Source organism: Aquabacterium sp. CECT 9606, assembly GCF_918741295.1.
GTDB lineage: Bacteria > Pseudomonadota > Gammaproteobacteria > Burkholderiales > Burkholderiaceae_C > Aquabacterium.
The window spans coordinates 218,879-240,820 of record NZ_CAKKNB010000002.1 but is presented as its reverse complement, the minus strand read 5'-3'; the positions used below and the strand labels follow the sequence as shown (position 1 = coordinate 240,820).

At 65.4% G+C, this 21,942-nt stretch carries 14 protein-coding genes; 8 read left to right on the top strand and 6 right to left on the bottom strand.

From position 1 onward, the window contains the following. Positions 1–6 precede the first annotated feature (6 nt). The 4 genes from LQ232_RS08850 to LQ232_RS08835 all read left to right on the top strand — a co-directional run bounded on the left by LQ232_RS08850 (position 7) and on the right by LQ232_RS08835 (position 4,103). Entirely contained in the window at positions 7–1,020 is a 1,014-nt protein-coding gene (locus tag LQ232_RS08850; RefSeq protein ID WP_230179957.1) for a zinc-binding alcohol dehydrogenase family protein, read from the top strand. A gap of 73 nt (positions 1,021–1,093) precedes the next feature. After that, positions 1,094–2,146: an AraC family transcriptional regulator gene (locus tag LQ232_RS08845; protein WP_230179956.1), complete on the top strand. Its 1,053-nt coding sequence runs from the start codon at positions 1,094–1,096 to the stop codon at positions 2,144–2,146. Continuing rightward, a complete protein-coding gene (locus LQ232_RS08840) occupies positions 2,143–3,012 on the top strand; it encodes a metal-dependent hydrolase (RefSeq protein ID WP_230179955.1) in 870 nt (289 codons plus the stop codon). The genes LQ232_RS08845 and LQ232_RS08840 overlap by 4 nt, the downstream gene beginning before the upstream one ends. Before the next feature lie 86 nt (positions 3,013–3,098). Beyond that, positions 3,099–4,103, top strand: a complete 1,005-nt coding sequence (locus LQ232_RS08835; protein WP_230179954.1) for a hypothetical protein — start codon at positions 3,099–3,101, stop codon at positions 4,101–4,103. Here LQ232_RS08835 and LQ232_RS08830 read toward each other — a convergent pair whose 3' ends face one another. Both LQ232_RS08830 and LQ232_RS08825 read right to left on the bottom strand, forming a co-directional pair. Continuing rightward, the gene (locus LQ232_RS08830; RefSeq protein ID WP_230179953.1) at positions 4,104–4,622 is read right to left on the bottom strand and encodes a hypothetical protein; all 519 of its coding nucleotides are present in this window, start codon (positions 4,620–4,622) and stop codon (positions 4,104–4,106) included. Between the two features lie 172 nt (positions 4,623–4,794). Next, the gene (locus tag LQ232_RS08825; protein WP_230179952.1) at positions 4,795–6,807 is read right to left on the bottom strand and encodes a PAS domain S-box protein; all 2,013 of its coding nucleotides are present in this window, start codon (positions 6,805–6,807) and stop codon (positions 4,795–4,797) included. 107 nt (positions 6,808–6,914) lie between these two features. On the opposite strand from LQ232_RS08825, the gene LQ232_RS08820 reads away from it, so the two are divergent. Continuing rightward, positions 6,915–7,646, top strand: a complete 732-nt coding sequence (locus LQ232_RS08820) for a response regulator (RefSeq protein ID WP_230179951.1) — start codon at positions 6,915–6,917, stop codon at positions 7,644–7,646. A gap of 13 nt (positions 7,647–7,659) precedes the next feature. Here LQ232_RS08820 and LQ232_RS08815 read toward each other — a convergent pair whose 3' ends face one another. Continuing rightward, positions 7,660–8,283: an OmpW family protein gene (locus LQ232_RS08815; RefSeq protein WP_230179950.1), complete on the bottom strand. Its 624-nt coding sequence runs from the start codon at positions 8,281–8,283 to the stop codon at positions 7,660–7,662. An 81-nt stretch (positions 8,284–8,364) separates the two neighbouring features. Further along, positions 8,365–9,969, bottom strand: coding sequence for an FAD-dependent oxidoreductase (locus LQ232_RS08810; RefSeq protein ID WP_230179949.1), 1,605 nt, complete (start codon positions 9,967–9,969; stop codon positions 8,365–8,367). A 101-nt stretch (positions 9,970–10,070) separates the two neighbouring features. Here LQ232_RS08810 and LQ232_RS08805 point away from each other — a divergent pair, with 101 nt between their 5' ends. Together LQ232_RS08805 and LQ232_RS08800 are read left to right on the top strand one after the other, a co-directional pair. Beyond that, complete coding sequence (locus tag LQ232_RS08805; protein ID WP_230179948.1) at positions 10,071–11,837, top strand: thiamine pyrophosphate-binding protein; 1,767 nt, start codon at positions 10,071–10,073, stop codon at positions 11,835–11,837. 18 nt (positions 11,838–11,855) lie between these two features. After that, complete coding sequence (locus tag LQ232_RS08800) at positions 11,856–13,070, top strand: NAD(P)/FAD-dependent oxidoreductase (RefSeq protein WP_230179947.1); 1,215 nt, start codon at positions 11,856–11,858, stop codon at positions 13,068–13,070. Here LQ232_RS08800 and LQ232_RS08795 read toward each other — a convergent pair. Together LQ232_RS08795 and LQ232_RS08790 are read right to left on the bottom strand one after the other, a co-directional pair. After that, complete coding sequence (locus tag LQ232_RS08795) at positions 13,060–16,284, bottom strand: AAA family ATPase (protein ID WP_230179946.1); 3,225 nt, start codon at positions 16,282–16,284, stop codon at positions 13,060–13,062. The two genes, LQ232_RS08800 and LQ232_RS08795, sit on opposite strands and share 11 nt — an antisense overlap. Position 16,285: 1 nt before the next feature. Further along, positions 16,286–18,817 (bottom strand): winged helix-turn-helix domain-containing protein, encoded by a 2,532-nt coding sequence (locus LQ232_RS08790; protein ID WP_230179945.1) that lies wholly within the window; start codon positions 18,815–18,817, stop codon positions 16,286–16,288. Positions 18,818–19,355: 538 nt separating this feature from the next. On the opposite strand from LQ232_RS08790, the gene LQ232_RS08785 reads away from it, so the two are divergent. Then, a complete protein-coding gene (locus LQ232_RS08785; RefSeq protein WP_230179944.1) occupies positions 19,356–21,938 on the top strand; it encodes an EAL domain-containing protein in 2,583 nt (860 codons plus the stop codon). The last annotated feature ends 4 nt before the right edge of the window (positions 21,939–21,942 follow it).

The following is a 21,942-nucleotide window of genomic DNA, read 5'->3' as shown; positions in this document are numbered from 1 at the left end:
CCTCCCATGAAAGCCGTTGGCTACCACCAGAACCTGCCCTTGTCCCATCCGGAATGCCTGCTGGACCTGGACCTGCCGGAGCCCACACCCGGCCCGCGCGACCTGCTCGTGCAGGTGCACGCGATCTCGGTCAACCCGGTGGACCTGAAGGTGCGCGCCAGCACGCCGCCGGTCGCCGGCCAAGCCAAGGTGCTGGGCTGGGACGCGGCGGGCGTGGTGCTCTCGGTGGGCGAGCAAGTCCGCCACTTCAAATCCGGCGACCGGGTCTGGTACGCCGGCAGCATTGGCCGGGCTGGCAGCAACGCCGAGCGCCAGGTGGTGGACGAGCGCATCGTGAGCCACATGCCCACCAGCCTGGACTTTGCGCAAGCGGCCGCCCTGCCCCTGACGGCCATCACCGCCTGGGAACTGCTGTTCGACCGGCTGGGCGTGCAGCGCGGTGGCGGACAGGGCCAGCGGCTGCTGGTGGTGGGCGCCTCGGGTGGCGTGGGCTCCATCCTGGTCCAGCTGGCGCGGCAATTCACGCAGCTGCAGGTGATCGGCACCGCCTCTCGGCCCGAAACGGCGGACTGGGTCCATGCGCAAGGCGCGCACCACGTCATTGACCACAGTCAGCCTTTGAATGCGGAGCTGGCGCGCATTGGTGTGCAGGGCGTGCACCTGGTGGCCAGCCTGACGCACACCGACCGGCACTTCGAGGCACTGGTCGAGGCCCTGCTGCCCCAGGGCAAGCTGGCCTTGATCGACGACCCGGCCACGCCGATCGACGCCCGCCTGCTCAAGCGCAAGAGCCTGTCGCTGCACTGGGAGATGATGTTCGCCCGTTCGGTGTTCGAGACGCCTGACATGGCCGAACAAGGCGCCCTGCTGGCGCAGGTGGCCCAGGGCATCGACCAAGGCGTGCTGCGCAGCACGGTGACGCGCGACTTCGGCACCGTGACCGCCGCCCACCTGAAAGAAGCCCACGCCTGGGTGGACAGCGGCCGCGCCATCGGCAAAGGTGTGCTGAGCTGGCGTTAACTTGTCGCAAAAGGCCCCCTTCGTGTCGCGCAGGGGACTGGTCGCGACACGGGCGGGTGCCTACAGTCCAGGCATGCTTGACACCACCCGTCCGGGTTCGCCCACCATCAGCGACATGCCCTTCGTCGCCGCCAATGCCTGGATCAAGGCGGCGATGCACTGTCGCTTCAACATCGACCCGCTGTTCGCCGAGGCGGGTGTGAACCTGGGCGCCAGCCCGGTCCCTGTGGTTCGCCGGCAGGCGCTGCCCCGGCTGATGCAGCAGTGCGTTGCCCGGGCCGCGCCGCACTACTACTTTCCCTTGGTATTGGGCGAGTTGTTCGCCTTTGACCACCTGCCCGCGCTGGAAACCTTCCTGGCCACCAGCCCCACCTTGCGCCAGGCCTTGCCCGCACTGCAATGGGCGGGCATGACCATGCCGAACATGGCCTTGCGGGTGGAAGAAGGCGAGGGCCAATCGGCCTTGCTGCTGGACATCGACTTGCACGACAACGACCTCGCCATGCGCGGCTACTTCGTTGAATCGGTGCTGGCCGCCATCAACAAGATCGTGCGCCTGGCCGTGGGCCACACCGACCTGATCCACCACATCGAAGTGCGCCACCAGCCCGATGCGCTGTTCATGTCACAAGCCTCGACCCTGCCCGCACCCATCCGCAGCCGGCAGGCGCGCGACGCCGCCGTGTTCGCCACGCGCCTGTTGGACATGCCCTTGCCGGGCGCCGCCCCCGGTTTGCACCAACGTGCGCAGGCGCTGCTGAACCAGCAACTGCCCGTCACCGGCCAGGCCCTGGTCAGCCAGATCGAAGGCCACTTCAAGCAGAACCCGGCCCTGCTGTGCCAAGGGATTGAGCGCATGGCCGAGCGGCTGGGCCTGCATCCGCGCACACTGCAGAGGCGCTTGCGCGAAGAAGGCCAGGCCTACACCGACATCCAGGCGCAATGCCGGTTGACCCTGGCCAAGGCGGCTCTGCAAGCGCCGCGCTGCAACATTGAATCGCTCAGCAACGAGCTGGGCTTTGCCGACCGACACAGCTTCACCCGCGCCTTCCGGCGCTGGACCGGCCTGTCCCCCAGCGCCTTCCGTCAATCGCAAGGCACCGCAGAACAAGGAGAGACACCATGAGCGACCACGCCACCATCGTCCCCCGTGAGAACCTGGACTTCGGCCTGGACGGCGACATCCCCAAATACTGGATGGACAACGACCCGTTCAAGACGCGCTTCTTTGACGCCATGTCCACGCTGTTCCCCATGGGCGAGAAGTTCTTCATCACCAGCGTGCGCGAGTTCAAGGACCAGATCACCTCGCCCAAATTGCAGCAGGAAGTGAAGGACTTCACGCGGCAAGAAGCGCAGCACAGCCTGGTGCACCGCCAATACAACGAGCGCCTGAAAAAGCAAGGCGTGGAGATCGATTCCATCAATGATCAGATCGAAAACCGCCTGTTCGTGGAAGCGGCCAAGTTCACCACCCCCGTTCAGCGCCTGGCCATCACCTCGGCGCTGGAGCACCTGACCTCGATGATGTGCACCAGTTTTTTCGAGCGCCGCGAACTGCTGGACAAGAGCGACGCGCGTGTGCGGGCGCTGTACGCCTGGCACGCCATCGAAGAAGTCGAGCACAAGGCCGTGGCCTTTGATGTGCTGACGCAAGTGGCCAAGGCAGGCTATTGGCAGCGCAACCTGGCCATGCTCACGGTGAGCTTCGGCTTTCCACTGACGGTGTCCAAGATCATGAACCACATGTTCAAGGTCGATGGATTCAACCGCGGGCAGCGCGTGCGCATGTGGGCCAAGGGGCTGTGGTGGTTCTACAAGCCGGGCGGTTTGTTCATGCCCACGCTGAGCTACTACCTGGCGTACTACAAGCCGGGCTTTCATCCCTGGAAGGTGAAGGAGATGCCCAGCTATGGCACCTGGCTGCAGACCTTTCAGCGCACGGGCGACCCGATCGCGGCGGGCAACGCGTTGCACGCGGCGGGTCAGTGAACAGGCGGCGAATCCAAGACCTTTTCCTCAACCTTTCAACCGGGTTCTGATGGAACATGGGCACCTCGCCAACCCGGGAGGTGAACGTGGATGCATCCGTCAAATCGAACCAGCATGTGGCCATCCTCGGCCAGGGGCACCGCCTCCCTGAGCACATCCGGGGCAACGACGACCCCATTTTCGACTGGCTCAAGGCGCACCAGCCCGCTGGCTCCGACCTGTTCAATGGCCTGAAATACCGGCGCGTGCTGGCCCACGCCGATGACGTGGTCGGCATCATGGTCGATTCGTGCAAGACGGCGCTGGCGCAAGCCAGGGTGCCGCTGGATGAAGTGGATCTGTTGCTGGGTTCGGCCACCGTCAGCGCGTATTACGCACCCAACAACCTGGCCGCCGTGCACCGCGAACTGGGCTTGTCACGCCAATGCCGCGTCATCTCGCTCAACACCGACGAAAGCAATTTCATCGACGGCATGAAGCTGGCACACGACATGGTGAGCTGCGGCACCGCGCGACATGCCCTGGTGGCCTGCGGCAACAACTGGACGCACCACATGGACTACCACGAGCCCGTCTCGCTGGCCGCTTCCGATGGTGCTGGCGCGGCCGTGGTCGGCTGGACGGGGGACACGACGCGCTTTCGTTTGATCGATTGGGACAACGACACGCAGACGCAGTACTTCAGCGCCCTGCGCATGGCGCAGCGGCCCTCACCGCATCACCGCGACCTGTTCACCAAGCCCTTGATGAAGCTGGACGACAAGACGGGCGAAAACGCGGTCAAGACCTTTGGCTTCCAAGTGCCCGGCGTGGTGGTGAACCGCCTGCTGGCCAAGCACGGCTTGAGCGGCCAAGACATCACGCTGGTGGCACACCAGACGTCCAAGGCCGTCTTCGATGCGTGGAACGCGGCCATCCAGCCGGCGCACTACCTCAACACGATCGAAGAGCTGGGCGACATGGTGGCCTCGTCGGTGCCGGTCAACTTTGCCCGGTGCCAGGACGAGATCACCACGCGGCATGTCGTGATGCTGGGCATCGGCATGGAGATGCATGCCGTGGCCCTGCTTTACCAACGTGACCTGGATTGATCAAGCCAGCACACCGGCGATCGAACCCAGGGTGAAGCTCAGGTTGCGCACGCTGCCCTGGGCTTTTTGAACCATCAGGCCATGGTCGTAACTGGCGTTCAGCGTGGCCGGGGGCATGCCGCCGATGGGCACGCCCTTGAGCTTGCGCTGGTAGGTGACCACGCCGGTGTCGGACACGGTGATGGCCACGGTGACTTGGTCTTCCACTTTCTGGAAAGCGTCTTCAGGGCGGGCGGGCATGTCGAAGATGGCAGGCGAGCCAGCGTCGTGGATGTTGCGCCAGACCTTGAGTTCACCGCTCAGCATTTTCTTGTCAGCCGAGAGCTTCAGGCGGCCATTGGTGTAGGTCACCAGGTCGGACGAACCGTTGGCGGTGCCGGGTGGGTGCGAGTCGGCGAACTGCTCGACAAAGGTCACGTACACAGCGGGGTAGACGGGGAAGTCCTTGCCGGGGTTCAGCACGCCCTGCTTGGCGTAGTCGAACAGGGATTGGATCGAGGTGTCGTTGATGGTAGTCATGATGTGTTCCTAAGTTTGTGATGAAGATGCTGTGACGGGGAAGGTCCCGGTTTCATCGGAGCGGCTTGTGTGTGTTCCGATGAAAAGAAGTTTGCGCGGGGCCCGTTTCAGCAGCGTTTCACCACTCGCACGCCTGTGTTGCAATTGTTGCGGCCACACCGGCGTGCGCCAGCTAACTCATCAGTGCCGCCACCTTGGCCAGCAGGTCGGCCTTGGAGAAAGGCTTGTCCAGGCTGTCGCTGCGCGAATCACGCAGAAACTTCTGCGCGTCCAGCGAGAGCGTGTCGCCGGTGACGAACAGCATGCGGCGCGACAGGCTGGGGTGCCTTTGCGAAAGCTCACGCCACAGCGCCGACCCATCCATGTCGGGCATGCGCAGGTCGGACACCACCGCGTCAAAGCGGGCCATGTCCAGCAACTCCAACGCCACCGCGCCCGACTCGGCCGTGGCCACCTCATAGCCTGCGCCTTCGAGCATGTCGCGCATCAACGAGGTCAACTCGGGCTCGTCGTCCACCACCAGGATGCGGGCCAGCATGGGCTCGTCTTCCAGCTCGGCCAAGGGCGCGGGGATGGTGTCTTCGGGCGGCTGGGCGCACATCGGCAGCACCAGGCGGAAGCTGGCGCCGCGCAGGCCGTCCGGGCTGCTGTCCACGTCCACCGATTCGAGCAGCAGGTCACCCCCATGTTCACGCGCCAGGGCCCGCGAGACGGCCAGGCCCATGCCGGTGCCCATGCCATCGGGCTTGGTCGTGAAGAAGGGCTCGAACACGCGGCCATGCAACTCGGGCTTCACGCCTTGTCCGCTGTCGCGCACACGCAGCCAGACACCCGCCTGGCCCGATGCCGACTCCACCCCCGTCTGAACACTGACGCGGCGCGGGCCGTCCAGGCTGGCCAGTGCCTGCTGTGCATTGACCAGCAGGTTCAGGATCACCTGGCCGATCTGGTCGCCATCGGCCAGCACCTCAGGCAAGGTCGGGTCCAATTGCAATTGGAGCTCGATGCCGTGGCTGCGGTAGCCGTAGTGCAGCATGTCGGTGGCCGCCTGGACCATCTCGTTGAGGCCCACATTGTGGCGCTGCGAAGGCCGGCTGCGCGCCATGTTCAGGAAGGTGCGCACGATGCGGCCGCAGCGCTCGGCAGCCTCGCGGATGCGCTGCACATCGGCCTTCAGGTCGGCCGACTCGCATTTTTCTTCCAGCAGGCTGGCCCGGCCCATCACGATGGCCAGGGGGTTGTTCAGCTCGTGGGCCACGCCCGCCAGCAAGCTGCCCATGGCGGTGAGCTTCTCGCTTTGCCGCAGGGCTTCACGCTGGCGTTCAATCTGCTCGGCGGCATTGTGGCGCTCGGTCAGGTCCACCATCGAGGCCGTGTAGAAGATCGAGTCGTGCACGCTGGTGCGCCACAGCACCATCTCGATCGGGAACTCGCTGCCATCGGCGCGCAGGGCGTGCATCTCCATGCGCTTACCCAAAATGCGCGCTTCACCGCCGCCATCCATGCGCTGCATGCCGGCTTCGTGGGCGGCACGAAAGCGCTCGGGCATCACGATCTCGCTGACGGGCCGGCCCAGCACATCGGCGCGCGTGCGGCCAAACATCGCCTCGGCCGAAGGATTGAACTCGACGATCAGGCCCTTGGCATCGGTCGAGATCAAGGCGGCCAGGGCGTGATCCACGATGGCGGACTTGAGCGCCTCGCTGGCCTGCAGCTCTTGCAGCTTGTCGGCCAACTCCAGTTCGCGCTGCTTGAGTTCGGTCAGGTCATGGCGGAACACCGCCACCGATTGCACCGCGCCATCCACCGGGGCAAAAGGCACCATGGATTCCTTCAGGAAGCGCCACCCTTGGCCGGGCCCACCCAGCCAGCCGCTCCAACGCAGGGTTTCGCCAGAGAACAGCCGCTCGCTCAGGCGGGCATAGCGCTCTTGGTACAAGGCGGGGCCCAGCACGGTCGACAGGTGCCGGCCCACCACCTGGTCCCACGTGCGGCCCAGGCCATCCAGCATTTCCTGGTTGGCATATTGGTAGACGTGGTCGCGGCCAAAGATGCCGACCTGCGTGGTGCTGTGGTCCAGCAAGGCGCCCAGCAGCGTGGGGTCCAGTGGAAAGGCCGGCGTCGTGCCCGCCCGCTCGGACGTGACCGACCACTTGAATTCGCCGTCTTGTTGCTCGTTGCTCATGCCTGTCGCGCTCCCGGTGCATTGGCGGGCCATCCTTGGCCAGTGCGGCATTGTGATGGATGGGCGATATCATCGCGGCCAGACAACAAAGCGGGAGACCTCAGGCCATGGTGCCAGGCAACAAGACCACGCCGGTGGTGATGGTGGTGGACGACGAACCCGAACTGCGCTCGCTGTTGAGCGAGTACTTCGAGCGTCACCAGTTCACCGTGCGCACCGCGCCCGATGCGCTGTCGGCCCGCGCCCTGGTGGCCGAGGCCGTGCCCGATGTGGCCATCCTGGACATCAACATGCCGGGCGAAAACGGCCTGTCGCTGGCGCGCTGGCTGCGCGAAACCCACCCCGGCATCGGGCTGGTGATGTTGACCACGGCGGGTGATTCGGTGGACCGGATCGTGGGCCTGGAGCTGGGCGCGGACGACTACCTGCCCAAGCCCTTTGAAGTGCGCGAGCTGTTGGCCCGCGTGCGCGCGCTGGTGCGCCGGCTGCGCTCCGAGGCCACGGCCCAGCCTTCAGCGGCACCGCTCACCACGCAGCGCGTCCGTTTCGGCCAATGCGCCCTGGATTTGGATTCACGTCAGCTCTTCAGCCACGACGGCGCCGAGATCCCCGTGACCGCGTCCGAGTTCGAGCTGCTGGCCCTGTTCGCCTCGCACCCCAATCGGCCGCTCAACCGCGACCAGATCATGGAGCAGGCGCACAACCGCGGCTGGGACGTGTTCGACCGCTCCATCGATCTGCGCGTGATGCGCCTGCGCCGCAAGGTCGAGCGCAACCCCGACAAGCCCGAGGTGATCAAGACAGTGCGCAACGTGGGCTACGTCTTCATCCCGGGCTGAGGTTGCAACAGTCTCAGAACCGCATGCCCACGCCCACGCCCAGCAGCCAGGGGTCCACCTTGAACTCGCCGACCTTGGCCCCGGCGGACTTGATGTCGGTGCGGATCTGCACTTTCTTCACGTCCAGGTTCAGGTACCAATTTTTGCGGAATTCAAAGTCAACACCGGCTTGCAGAGCCAGACCGAAGCTGTTCTTGCTCACACTGGGCTGCAAAGCAGCCTGCACGGCGGGGCTGAAGTGCACGCTGGAAAAGCGCGTGTAGTTCACACCGATGCCCAGGTAGGGCTTGAACTCGCGCATCTTGTCGAAGTGGTACTGCAGCGTGAGCGTGGGCGGCAGGTGCTTGAGCGAGCCAATCTCCGCGCCGCCCGAGTAAATGGTCTGCTTTTGCGGGTAAGTCAGCACCAACTCCGCCGCGATGTTCGGCGTGAAGAAGTAGGAGATGTCGACTTCCGGGATGATCTTGTTGTTGATCGCCAGGTTCAGGCCCGAGGAATCCTCGTTGTCGCTTTCCAGGTCCACGGCGCGCACGCGCACCAACCAGGGTGATTCCTCGGCTTGCGCGGCGACAGGCAGGGCGGCAGCGCTTGCCAAGGCCAACAGCACGGCGGCGCATTGAGCGTTCTTTGTTCTCATGGTCTCTTTCCTAACGGTGACGAGGGCAAATTCCTCAAGCGGAATTTCACTGCAGTCAGCGGCGGACCATGTTGCGATGCGTCAAGCTTTGGACGACGGACTACCCGCCAGATAAGGGGGTGGCCGCAGACCAAAATGCCCCTGCAGCATGGCCTCTGCTGTTTCGAGCGCCCCTTCCACCCAGCCCTGGCCGTGCGAATAGGCTTCCCCGCAGATGAACACCGGCACGTCATGCACGGGCTTGAGGATGCGGTGGGCCACGTTATAGCTCTCGACATGCTGCGGCCAGAAGTTGGCACCGCCGCCAAAAGGGTCTTCGCCCCAGTCGCGAAAAGCTGCGGCATAAGGCTGCAGGTCGGGCTGGTCTTCCAGGCCGTGGATCGCCAGCAACTGGCGGTGCGCCTCCTGCACCATCAGCTCGGGCGCAGGGTGCTGCATCCATTCCTGCTCGGGCCAGGGCACATCGCCGGCCAAGGTCTTGTTCTGGAACTTGGCAGGGTGAGCGATCAGGTCGCACCAGTAGTCCAGGTCCAGGCCATCGTTGTAGATGAGGATGGCGCCAGCCTGGGTATCGTCACCCACCGGCCAGTAGTAGCACTGGCGGATCGGCAGGTCGGTGACCGACTGGCCTTGCGTGATGCCCAGCTTCTCCCACCAGCGCTCGCGGTAGCACAGCGCCAGCTTGAACAGGGGAATGGGCGTGACGGACTTGATCAGCCGGTGCACCTCGTGCTGGTCGGCCCCCAGCACCGCCCCGGTCTGGGCCAGCAGCTCCAGTGAGCGGCGCGGCATGGCCAGGATCAGCTGGCGCGCATAAAGGGTTTCGCGGTGGCCATCGCGGTCAAAGTGCATCTCGATCAGATTGCCTTCGCCTTCGTGCTCGACATGGTCGAAACTGATCAGTCGGTGCTTGAGGTGCAACTCGCCGCCGGCCTCTTCGAACTTGCCGCGCAAGGTCAGGGGCAGCGACTCATAGCCGTCTTGAAGGCGCTTGTACTCGATGGCCGCACCATAGTCGGCCAGGTTCCACGGAAAACCATCGGCCGCGTTCCAGGTGAAGAAGATGCTGTCGTAGCCACTGGTGTCTTCGGCAAACTGGAAAGCCTCGTGGCTCACCGAGCGGTTGAACACGTAGCGCATGGGCAGGTCGCGCAGGTAATGGCCTTCGTACCGCCCATCACGCGCCAGCTTTTCCCACGGCACGGATTTCAGGTCCACATGGGGTTGGCCCATCACCTGCTGCAAGAAGTTTTCCGCGGCCATGGCAGTGAAGCCATCTTTGATGCCCTCGCGCTCGGCCTGGGTCAGGACATAGGGGATTTTGTCGGGGTCGGTCAGGTCGGCGGTGCGCAGGCGGTGGCCGCGCAGGTAGGCCATGTTCTGGTTCTGGCCCACCGGGAAGGGCTCGGTGGCCAGGTTCAGGTAGGGCACCAGGGACATCACCAGTTGTTGGCCCGTGGTGAAGCGCATGCCACCCAGCTCGATGCGGGCCTCGGGCATGCCTGGCGGCGTGACCGACAACAAGCGCCCGCCCACGCGGTCACTGCATTCGAACAGAGACACCGTCTTGGGTTGGTCTGGCGAGGGGGTGGTCAACAAACGCCAACCGCTGTAGAGGCCGGACACGCCGCCCCCCACGATGGCCACATCCAAAACGGTCTTGCGCGAAGCGCTGGGCTGCGTCATGGCTTGAACTCCCGGTGATTTGTCTTGGAATTCTGGCAGCTGCCGGGGCCGGTAACGCGGTAATTTCAGGCACCTTTCACCGCCATATTCAGGGAGCCCCCATGCAAACCACCGTCGCACAGCTGCTGTTGGATTACTTGAAAGCCGAAGGCGTCACCAAAATCTTCGGCATACCGGGGGGTGCGTTGGTCTGGCTGATGAACGAGTTGAAGCTCAGGCAGGACATCGACTACGTGATCTGCCGGCACGAAACCGGCGCGGCCTACATGGCCGATGGCTACGCACGGGCTGGCGGAGGGCTGGGTGTGGTGATGACCACCTCGGGCCCCGGTGCCACGAACGCCGTGACGGGCGCGATGAACGCCCAGGCCGCCAACTCGTCGATGCTGGTGGTCACGGGCGAAGTGCCCGAGAAGTACTTCGGCCAGGGCTACCTGCAAGAAGGCGCCGATGCCAAGCTGGACATCACCAGCATCTTCCGCAATTCGGTGCAGTCCAGCGACATGATTTCCAACCAGAGCAACTTCCAGACGCTGTTCCAGCAGGCGCTGCGCAACGCTTGCTCCTTGCCACGGCGGGCCGCGCACATCAGCCTGCCCAACGACGTGGCGGGCACGCCTTTGAGCAGCACGCCCGCCAGCATCCAGCCCCGCAGCTACCGAGCCGTGGCCGCCTGCACCGACGCCAAGGCGGTGGCCGCCACCCTTCGCGAGTTGATCAAGGCCGATCGCCCCCTGCTCTTCCTGGGCAACGGCTGCCGCGAGGCGCTGGCCGATCCCCACCGGCTGGCCGCCTTCACCCATTTTGTGGAGCGCTTTGGCATCCCCGTGATGACCACGCCCAATGCCAAAGGCATCTTCCCTGAAACGCACGCCTGGTCGCTGCGCAACTACGGCATGTGCGGCTCCGCCTGGACGCAGCTGTACATGAAGCCGCCCACCGATCCTGACCACGTGGACACCCTGGTGGTGATGGGCTCGACGCTGGGCGAGCTGGCAACCTCGGTCGTGGCCTCGGACCTGTACAGCCGCACCCTGAGCCCGCGCAAGCACTTTGTGCAGATCGACCTGGACGCCAGCGTGATCGGCCGCGACTTCCCCATCACGCGCGGCGTGGTGGCCGAGCTCGGTGCCACACTCGACGAGTTGTGCGAGCAGGCCACGCGCCATGCGCCGGATGAACACCGTGTCGAGCAGCGCCGAGACGCCATCGCCCAGATCAAACGCGCCCAGGCCCCGTGGGCCGACCCGGCAGGCCGCGACTCCACCAGCGCCCCGGTGCACCCCGCTGCGATGATGCGCGTCATCAACGAGGCTTTGGCAGACGGCCACATCTTCATCGACGCGGGCAACTGCGTGGGCTGGTCGCTCAACAACCTGGTGGTCGACCCGCCCTTGCGCTACCAAAGCGCGCTGGCCATGGGCCCCATGGGCTTCGCCGTGGCCGCGGTGATTGGCGCCAAGCTGGCCGCGCCCGAACAGCCCTGCCTGGCCATTGTTGGCGACGGCGCCTTCATGATGCACGGCGCGGAGATTTCAACCGCGGCGCAGAACGGCGTGGGTGCCATCTGGGTGGTTCTCAATGACAACGACCTGGCCATGGTCAGCCAAGGCATGGCCCAACTGCTGCCGCCCGCAGCGGCCTGGACCGACTACTACCAGCTGGGCCGGCCTGACCTGGTCAAGTTCGCCGAAGGGCTGGGCGCGCAGGCGGTGGCGATTGGCCCTGATCAAGGTACAAGCGCTCTGGCCGAGGCACTGTCAAATGCGCTAGCATCTGCGCAGTCCAACCGGCGACCGCAGGTCATCGTGGTCCACATCGACACGAAGCCCGCCCCACCGTATGGTTGGCCCAAGTTGACGACCTAGCAGTATCGAGTCTTGACTATGCATGATGTGATTGTGGTGGGCGCCCGGTGCGCCGGCGCGGCAACGGCTTTGCTGCTGGCGCGCCAGGGACACAAGGTCCTGATCATTGACCAGGACCGCTTTCCCAGCGACATGCGCTTGTCCACCCACCTGGTGTGGCACGCGGGGGCCGACCTGCTGCAAAAGTGGGGCGTGCTTGAAGCCGTGCGCGCTTCACGGTGCCCTGCCCTGACCGAGTTCTCGCTCGACTTGGGTGAGCTGGTGCTCAAAGGCACGCCGCCCGATGCCCAGGTGGGCGCGGCCTTTGCGCCCAAGCGCATCGTGCTCGACCAGATCCTGCTGGACGCGGCCGTGGCCGCTGGCGCCGAGTTACGCGAAGGCGTGCTGTTGGACGACCTGCTGCGTGAAGGCGACCGCGTGGTCGGCATCACCGCCAAGAACCCCGATGGCACGGTCATGACTGAGCAAGCCCGCTGGATCGTGGGCGCCGATGGCCGGCACTCGCGTGTGGCACGGTCGGTGGGCAGCACCGCGTACCACGAGTTCCCCAAGGAAGCAGGCTCGCTCAACACCTTCGCGTATTTCAGCGGCGTGTCGCTCAAGGGCGTGGAGTTCATCTCGCGCCCGGAGCGCATGGCCTACGCCTGGGCCACCAACGACGACCAGGTGCTCGCGGGTGTCATGCTGCCCGGCCACTCGCCCCGGGTGGCGCGCCAAGACACCGAAGCCTTCTTCTTTGCCGAAATGGAGGCCATGAGCCCCGACCTGGCCGCCCGCCTGCGCGCCGGCAAGCGCGAAGAAGACTGGATCAGTACCAGCGTGGGCACCTTCTGCCGTCAACCGGTGGGCCCGGGCTGGAGCCTGGTCGGTGACGCCGGCCTGACGGTCGACCCCATCACCGCCGCCGGCATCACCAATGCCCTGCGCGATGCCGACCTGCTGGCCGAGCTGCTTCACCAGGGCTTGTCGGGTCAAGGCGATCTGGATGCAACCGTGGCGGCTTATGCCGCTCGGCGCGATGCCGTCTCGGTGCCCTTGCACCTGTTCTCACAAGACATGGCCCGCCTGGCTCCGCCCACCGATGAAGTCATCCAGCTGTTCACCGGGCTCGCGCACAACCAGGCCCAGGCTGACCGCTACTTTGGTGTGTTCGGCCAGACGGTGTCGCCGGCTGATTTCTTCAGCCCCGAGAACATGCGGGCGATCACCGATCAGGCCGCGATCAGCGCCTGAGCGGCAGCTGGTCCAGGTCCGCCTGCGCACGGCGGGCCCAGTTTCGGGCGCCCTGCGCGGTGGCCACCTTCAAAGCCTGGCGGATGCTGGCCTCCGCCCCGGTCCAATCAGGCTGGGGCCCAGAGGCCAGCACTTCGCCGCGGATGCGGTGCAGTTCGGCCTCGTGCCAGCGCTCGCCGCCTTGCTCGGTCAAAGCCTGTGAGGCATCCAGCAAGGCCAGCGCTTCGCTGCGCCGCCCGGCGCGGCCCAAAGCTTGCGCCAACAAGGCCTGGAAGAAGGGCACCACGATGCCCGCGCCCGTCTGATTGAACAGCGCCAGGCCGCGCTGCATTTCGTCGATGCCTTCTTGCAAACGTCCGTCTTGCTGAGCCCAGGCCCAACCCCGGGCGATCACGCCGACCGAGGTCACGTAGGTGAAACCGTGCTGCTCGGCCAGGCTCAGGCCGCGCTCCAGCCGGTTCAGCAAGCCGTCGACATCACCCCTGAACAAGTAAGACATGGCGCCCCAGGCGTGGGTCCAGGCCAGGCTGTGTGGGTGGTTCAGCGAGGCGGCAAAGCGCTCCTGTTCCAGGCACAGGGCCTCGGCATCATGGTCCTCACCCGCGATCCAGCGCGCCTGCGAGCCATGCACCAGCGCCACCAACTTCAGGTCCATGGTGTACAGCGTGATGAGCGTGCGGTCTTGCGGATCGCTGTAGCGGTGAATGACCTGGTCGGCATGCTCGGCGACCTCGTTCACCCGGCCGCTGTAAAGGCACAACTGCGCTTGCATCATGTTGGCCACCAGCCAGGCGTGGCGGCTGTTGGATTGGCGGGCCACAGTCATCAAGCGCTGGCCAATGGACTCGGCCTTGTTGACCTCGCCACGCACCAGGTGGAACACGCACACACCCCACAAGGGCCAGATCGATTCCTCGACCTTGTCGGCCGCGTCCGCCAGCTGGTTGGCGCGCGCATAGGCCCGCTCGACCTCGGGTGCGCCCCAGCCTTTGGCCAGCATGTGCACCGTGCCCAGCGAGGCCCGCAACTGCAGCTCAGTCTGATCCCGGTGAAGCGAGCTGGGCAATGCCGCCACCGCCGCCAGACCCGCATCCAGGTGCGCCACCGCCTCGTGCAGTGACAGGCGCTGCAATGCCATGTCACTGGCCTTGCGCCAATACGGAATGGCCTGCTGCGGCTGCCCGGCCGCAGTGGCATGGCGCGCCAGCATCTCGGGTTTGCCCTGCTGAAGGGCCGGAAAGCGCGATTCCACCACCTGCACGATGGCCGCGTGCAGGGCCTGGCGCTGCGGCTTGAGCAGCGAGTCGTAGGCAGCGTCTTGCACCAAGGCGTGCTTGAAGGTGTAGATGGTGCCCTGGTGGCTGACCTGCTGCGTGGCCAGGCCCGATTGCGTCAGCGCCGCCAGCGCGGCCGTCAGCTCGGCCGACGACATGCTCGACAAGGCCTCGATCAACTCGTGGCTGAACTCGCGCCCCAGCACCGAGCCGATCTGTGCGATGGCCTTGGCCGCCGGCACGCGGTCCAGGCGCGCCATCAGTGAATCGCGCAAGGTGGCCGGCACCTGGGTGCGGTGGGCATGACTGCCTTCGCCCAAGGGAAGCTCAAGGATGGACTTGGTCAGCTCTTCAATGAACAGGGGCACGCCATCGGTCTTGCTCAGGATGTGCTGGGTCAGCGCCGTGGGCAAGGCCACCTCGCGCGACAAACGCGCCACCAGCTCGGCCACCTCGGCGCGATGCAGCCCGGGCAGCCTCAGGGTGGTCACGTGCTGGTCGCCATCGCCCAGCGACAACTGGAACTCGGGCCGGTGGGTGACGACCAGCAACATGGGCACGAACCGCGCCCGCTCGATCAACAAGCTCAGGAAATCGAGGGTGGCCGGATCCGCCCAATGCACGTCCTCCACCAGCACCAGCGTGGGCTCGCGCAGGGCCGTGGCCTCGACCACGTCGACCAGCGCCATGACCGTGTCGCGCTCGTGCTGCTGCGGGCTTTCCACAAGCGGGCCATAGCGGTCCTCAAAGGGGATCGAGAGCATGGAGGCCAGCAGCGCCACCTGCTGCGCCGAACGGTGCAACTGCCCCATCACCATGCGCTCCAGCGAGGCCAGCTTGACGTCGGCGGGCTGGTCGCGGCTCAGGTTCAACACGCGCTCGAAGTGGTCGATGCTCGGGTGGAAGGCGCTGTGCACCTGGTGGGCCGAACATTGCAGGCACACCGCCCCGAGGCCCGCGTTGCCCAAGCGATCACGCAGTTCCTTCAGCAGTCGTGACTTGCCGATGCCGGGTTCGCCCGACAGCACCATCACCTGGCCTTGCCCGCGTTGCACGGCATGCCAGCGGTCCAGCAGCAGGCCCAGCTCATGGGCACGGCCCACCAAGGGGGTCAAGCCCGCGCTGGTGGCCGCGTCAAAGCGGCTGGTGGCGGTGTTGACGGCCTGGACGCGCCAGACCTGGCGCGGCTCCCGCACGCCTTTGAGCACCGGGCGGCCCAGATCCTCGCACTGCAGGCCGGCTCCGGCCAGCTTGCGCGTGCTGTCGCTGATCACCACGGTGTTGGGTTGTGCCAGGGCCTGCAGGCGCGCGGCCAGATTGGGGGTGTCGCCCAGCGCCAGTTGTTCGCGCCGGGCACCCCCGCCAATCTCGCCCATCACGACCAGGCCGGTGTGGATGCCGATGCGCACGGCCCAAGGCAAGGGCTGATCGTGTCCGGGCGGCTGTTTGGGCAAGCGCCCGATGGCTTCAACCAGGGCCAGGCCCGTGCGCACGGCGCGTTCGGGCGCATCTTCTTGCGCCTGGGGGTGGCCGAAGTACACCAACAGCCCATCGCCCAGGTACTGCGCGATGGTGCCGCCAAAACGTTCGATCACCGCGGCCGATGTCTGCTGGTACAGCAACACCACCTGCTGCCATTGCTCGGGGCTCAGCCGTTCACACAGTTGCGTGGAATCGACCAGGTCGCAAAACATGATGGTCAGCTGGCGCAACTCGCCCTGGCTGGCCAATCCCGGCTTGGGGGTGGAGCGCACGGCCTGCTGGCGCAACACCCCGATGGCTTGCAACAAGCGCTTGCGGTCGCCCATGGACACACCCAGCTTTTCCAGGTCGGCCTCGGTCAGGCTGGTGATGACTTCGGTGTCGATGTCGTTGTCGAGCAGCACGCGCTCGACCCGGGCCATGCCAATCGACGACAGCCAATCGGACAGGGCTTGCACGTCAAACGTCCACGCGGGCCAGGGCCCAATTGCAAACGGCCTCGGGCGCCATCTGGGCGCCTTCATAAGCCAGGCGAGAGGTGGTGGCCAAAGGCAACACGGCGTTCACCAGGCTGCTGGCGCGCTCCCAGGCCTGGCCCGCCTGGACATCGCGCGAGCCCAGTTGCTGGTGCGCGCGGTCGGCGTAACCCAGCAGACGGGCCGCCGTTTCATGGCGCCCCTCGATGGCGGCCAGCAAGGCGAACAAGCCGGAATACAAACCGAACCATTCCCAGTCGCGGCTGCGTGACGCTGCGGCGAAGTCCACCAAAGCGCCGCGGGCCTGCTCGTCATCACCTTGCATGAACAAGGCCGTGGCCTTGATCGCCATGGCATGCAGGATGAAGTTGTCACGGCGATGCCGGCCACGCGCGATGAGGTCGCCGCAATGCTGCACGGCGGCGTCAGGATCGCCCACGGCCAGGCTCAGGGCCGCCAGGTCGGCCAAGGCGGCGGAGACCACGGCGTCCAGGCCGTTGGCCTGCGAGTGCGACAGCAGGGTCTCGCACACACGCTTGGCTTGGTCCAGTTGCTTGCCCGAACGCAGCACGCTGACCGTGGCCAGTTGGCGCTGCAAACGCAATCGTGGCGGCCAGGCCGGTTTTTCCAGCCCGATCATTTCTTCCAGCAGGTTCTTGGCTTGTGCTACGGGCAGCACACCACTGCCCGCCATGCAGCGCAAGGCCAGGTAGCGGCCCACGTCGTCTTGGAGAGCGCGGCTTTGCTCGGCGGCACGGCGCGCGAAGTCGTGCATCAAGGTGTTGGACACGCCCCAGTTCAGGCGGCTGCGCTCCAGCCAGTAGCGCGCCACCGTCGGGCAGGCTGGCATGGCCAGTACCTGCGACTCGACCGCCAGGCAGCGCCGGCGGCACTCCGGCGCCAGGCCCAAAAGCAGGAATAAAGGGCTGGAGGCGCCCACCATGTCCACCGCCAGAGCGGGTTCATGGGCCATCACCCAGTCCAGCGCGGCACGCACGTTGTCGATCTCGGGGCCATAGGTGTCCAGCCAGGTGGCATCGGGCGTGCGCCAGTAGGCGGCATAGGCCTGCTCCATCAGGGCTGCCATGGTCGACACATGGCGGCGCTTCATCAACCAGTGCTCGCCCGAGGCGTCCAGCTTCAAGCTGGCAAAGTCGCGCGTGCTTTCAAGCAAACGGTAGCGCGGCACGTCGGCCCCATCGGCCGCCACCAGGGAGCGGTCCACCAAGGCACCGAGCAGTTCAATCACGGCCCACTCGTCCAGGGACTCGTCCATGGCCACCGCGCTGGCCAGTTGCAGGTTGAACCCCCCCGCGAAAACGCAGAGCCGGCGGAACACCGTCTGCTCGTCGGGCGACAAGAGTTCGTGGCTCCATTCCAGCGTGCCCATCAGCGTTTGCCGGCGTGGCGGTGCCAGGTGGTTCTGGCTGCGCAGGAGCTTGAAACGCTCGTCCAGGCGCGCGACCACCCCCTGCAAGCCAAGCAAGGGCAGGCGCGCCGCGGCCAGCTTGATGGCCAGCGCCATGCCGTCCAGACGGCGGCACAGGCCGATGACCTCTTCCAGATTGGCCTCGGTCAAGGCAAAACGCCGATCGGCCGCTTGCGCCTGGTCGGCAAACAGGGCGATGGCGCCATGGGTCATGGCTTGCTCGAGCGAGGCGCCCGGTTCGGGCACCGACAAGGCACTGAGCCGAAACAGCCGCTCGTTGTCCAGCTTCAAGGCCACCTGGCTGGTCACCACCAGCCGCACCTGCGGCGCGGCGGCCGTGATGGCCTGGGCCATGCGCGCCACCGCGTCAAGCAGGTGCTCGGCGTTGTCGATCACCAGCAGCAATTGCAAGGGCCTCAAGGCTGCCACCAGCGAGGCCAGGGGCTCTGCGCCGCCCGAGGGCAAGCCCACCGCCTGGGCCACCACCGTGGGCACCAGGCCGGGATCGGTGATGCCCGCCAACTCCACCCACGCCGCGCCATCGCGGTGCTCGCGGCACCAGACATGCGCCGCCGCCAAGGCAAACGCCGTCTTGCCGATGCCGCCCGGACCCGCGATGGTGATCAAAGGATGGTGGGCCTCGCGGTGCAAAGCCACCAGGTCGGAGTCGCGGCCCCACAAGCGGCCGGCCACACTGGGCAGCACAGACAGCACGTTTTCTGTGGGCTGCGGGTGGCTGGGCGTGTCTGACACGGGTTGGACGAAGCGGCTGGGCGCCGAGTCGTCGTCACGCACCATGGTCAAGGCAAAACGGTAGCCGCGGCCAGGGATGGTGGAGATGGCCTGCTGCCCAAGCACCTTGCGCAGGCCTGACACCTGCACCTGCAGGTTGTTTTCTTCCACCACCAGGCCAGGCCAGACCAGGTCCAGCAACTCGTTCTTGGACACCATGCGGCCGGACCGCTCCACCAGCACCAGCAGCAAATCGATCGCGCGCGCGCCAAGGCCGACAGGTTCACCGTCGATGTACAGCACACGCTCCACAGCGCGCAGCTCGAAGCGGTCAAAGCGATAGCAGTGTGACAACTCTACCTCTGCGGTTTCTAGCGTGGCGCCTCTTTTTCAAGAGGTTTCAGAAGATTTTCAGGCCTTTTAAGGACTTACCAGGCGGCAGATCAGACAATGAAATCATTCTAAAGAAAACAAGCATTTCCGAACTTGGCATCAACGAGGCTTTTCACATCAAGTTGCGGTATTTTCAAAGCAGAGGCGTTCCATGGAGGTGGAATGGTCAAAGCCCCGAAAAGCCATGTCCGATAAACCGGAACTCTTGAATTGATGAGTGTTGATACTCTCGGCTAGTGCAAATAACGCTGTCGTTTTGTACCAAGAATCAAGAATATCAAATGGAATTGGGAGGTCAAAGGCAGGCTGACAAGGCTGTTTTTGACAAGAACAGGGAGTTCTGTTTTCTATTCGATCGGATCCCGTCCTGACGCAACGCGTCAGGACGCCGGTTTCCTCAAGTCGCCCGCTTTTGCGGGCTTTATCATTTTTATCACTAGACTCTGGCTTGTCCACCACGGGGTGGTTTCCTGCTTTTGACTGAAGCGGCCTCTGTGACATGTCGATCCGCCTTCCGATGCGCATCCAACGCTGGTTGCGCCTGAGCATCGCCCTGGCGGCCTGGCCTTGCTGGGCGGCCACTGCGCGCCCCACCCTGACGGTGGTCGTGGACGACAACTACCCGCCCTACATTTTTCGCGACGCCCATGGCACGCTCGATGGCTACCTGGTCGATGCCTGGGCCTTGTGGGAGCGCAAAACCGGCGTCCACGTGAACCTGGTGGCCTCGGATTGGGACAAGGCCGTGGCTCGGATGAGCGCCCACCAAGCCGATGTCATCGACACCATCTTCAAGACCGCCGAGCGCGAACAGACCCTTGATTTCACGGCGCCTTATGCGAACGTGCCTGTCACGATCTACAACCACGCCAGCATTGGCGGCATCACCAGCCTGAAAACCCTGCAAGGCTTCCTGGTGGGCCTGAAGGCCGGTGATGCCTGCGCGGACAAACTCCAGGCGGCCGGCATCACGACCGTGCAGCCTTACCCCAACTACCAGTCCCTGGTGCAGGCGGCCGTGGCGGGCCAGGTCAAGGTGTTTTGCCTGGACGAGCCGCCGGCCCACTACCTGCTGTACCGCGCGCACGCCGAGCAGGACTTCCGCCGCGCCTTCCGGCTTTACCAAGGTGAGCTGCACCGCGCGGTCCACAAAGGCGATGCCCGCACCATGGCCTTGCTGAACCAAGGCTTTGACGCCATCACGCCCGGTGAATGGGACGGGCTGCGCGACAAGTGGATGGGCAGCAACCTGAACATCTCGCCGTGGGGCCGTTACATAGGCTACGCCGCCCTGGGCGTGGCCCTCAGCGCCGGGGTGCTGGTGTTGTGGGGCTTCACCCTGCGGCGCGTGGTCCAGCAGCGCACTGCCCAGCTGGATGAAGAGCGCAGCCGCCTGCGCACCCTGGTGCGCACCATCCCCGACATGGTGTGGGTCAAAAGCCGCACGGGCGTCTTCATGAGTTGCAACCCGGTGTTCGAGCGCTATCTGGGCAAGCCGGAGGCCGAGATCGTCGGCAAGAACTGCCACGAGCTGTTCAGCCCTGAGCTGGCGGACGCATTTCAGGAAGGCGACCGCCAGGCCATGCAGACCGGCCAACCTTGCCGTCACGAAGAGTGGCTCACCCTTGCCGGAGACGGCCATCGCCGGGGTTTGTTCGAGACCGTCCGAACGCCCCTGGTCGACTCGACCGGCAAACTGATGGGCGTGCTGGGCATCGCCCGCGACATCACGCACCGCAAGGCGGCCGAAGACGAAATCAAACAGCTGGCTTTTTTTGACAGCCTGACCAATCTGCCCAACCGGCGCCTGCTGCAAGACCGCCTGCACCGGGCCTTGGCGATCAGCGCACGCACGGGCCGCCTGGGCGCCCTGCTGTTCATCGACCTGGACAACTTCAAGTACATCAACGATGTGCTGGGCCACGACCATGGTGATCTGCTGCTGCAGGAAGTGGCATCGCGCCTGGCCTGCTGTGTGCGCGAGAGCGACACCGTGGCGCGGCTGGGCGGCGATGAATTCGTGGTCATGCTGGAAGACCTGAGCGAAAGCGCCGAAGAGTCGGCCAGCCAGACCGAGGTGATCGGCGAAAAAGTGCTGGCCAGCCTGAGCGAGCCCTACCTGCTGGCCACGCAAGAGCACCATGCCACCGCCAGCATGGGCATCACCTTGTTCCATGGGCACCAGAACACCATGGACGACCTGCTGAGGCGCGCGGACCTGGCGATGTACAAGGCCAAGGCCGCCGGGCGCAACACCTTGCGTTTTTTCGACCCCGCCATGCAGGCGGCGGTCACCGCGCGCGCCGAGCTGGAGGGCGACCTGCGACGTGGCCTGCAGCAGCAGGAGTTCGTGTTGCACTACCAGGCGCAAGTGGGCCTGGATGGCCAGGTGACGGGGGCCGAGGCCCTGGTGCGCTGGCAGCACCCCCGGCGCGGCATGGTGCCGCCCATGGAGTTCATCCACCTGGCCGAGGAAAGCGGGTTGATCCTGCCCCTGGGCCAATGGGTGATGGAGGCCGCCTGTGCCCGGCTGGTGAGCTGGGCCTCGCAACCCCACTTGGCCGCCCTGACCCTGTCGGTGAACGTGAGCGCGCGCCAGTTCCGCCAAGCCGATTTTGTGGCGCAGGTGCTCGCTTTGGTCCAGCGCAGCGGGGCCAATCCGGATCGCCTGAAGCTGGAGCTGACAGAGAGCCTGCTGCTGGACGACGTGGAGGACATCATCGGCAAGATGGTGGCCCTGAAATCCCACGGCATCGCGTTCTCGCTGGACGACTTCGGGACCGGCTATTCCTCGCTGTCCTACCTCAAGCGCCTGCCCCTGTACCAGCTCAAGATCGACCGGTCATTCGTGCGCGATGTGCTGACCGATCCGCAAGATGCCGCGATCGCGCGCGCCATCGTGGCGCTGGGGCAGAACCTGGGCCTGTCGGTGATCGCCGAAGGCGTGGAAACCCAGGCGCAGCGCGCCTTCCTGGCCGAGCAGGGCTGCCACGCCTTCCAGGGCTACCTGTTCAGCAAACCCGTGCCCGCTGAAGCCTTCGAGGCTTTGCCCGGCTTGCATCCGGCCCCGTCCAGCACCTAGGATG

Bases quoted from the DNA above. Each gene is read 5' to 3' on its own strand.
- LQ232_RS08810 (WP_230179949.1), bottom strand. From the start codon at position 9,969: ATGACGCAGCCCAGCGCTTCGCGCAAGACCGTTTTGGATGTGGCCATC.
- LQ232_RS08820 (WP_230179951.1), top strand. From the start codon at position 6,915: ATGGTGCCAGGCAACAAGACCACGCCGGTGGTGATGGTGGTGGACGAC.
- LQ232_RS08850 (WP_230179957.1), top strand. From the start codon at position 7: ATGAAAGCCGTTGGCTACCACCAGAACCTGCCCTTGTCCCATCCGGAA.
- LQ232_RS08805 (WP_230179948.1), top strand. From the start codon at position 10,071: ATGCAAACCACCGTCGCACAGCTGCTGTTGGATTACTTGAAAGCCGAA.
- LQ232_RS08785 (WP_230179944.1), top strand. From the start codon at position 19,356: ATGTCGATCCGCCTTCCGATGCGCATCCAACGCTGGTTGCGCCTGAGC.
- LQ232_RS08845 (WP_230179956.1), top strand. From the start codon at position 1,094: ATGCTTGACACCACCCGTCCGGGTTCGCCCACCATCAGCGACATGCCC.
- LQ232_RS08825 (WP_230179952.1), bottom strand. From the start codon at position 6,807: ATGAGCAACGAGCAACAAGACGGCGAATTCAAGTGGTCGGTCACGTCC.
- LQ232_RS08800 (WP_230179947.1), top strand. From the start codon at position 11,856: ATGCATGATGTGATTGTGGTGGGCGCCCGGTGCGCCGGCGCGGCAACG.
- LQ232_RS08815 (WP_230179950.1), bottom strand. From the start codon at position 8,283: ATGAGAACAAAGAACGCTCAATGCGCCGCCGTGCTGTTGGCCTTGGCA.
- LQ232_RS08840 (WP_230179955.1), top strand. From the start codon at position 2,143: ATGAGCGACCACGCCACCATCGTCCCCCGTGAGAACCTGGACTTCGGC.
- LQ232_RS08830 (WP_230179953.1), bottom strand. From the start codon at position 4,622: ATGACTACCATCAACGACACCTCGATCCAATCCCTGTTCGACTACGCC.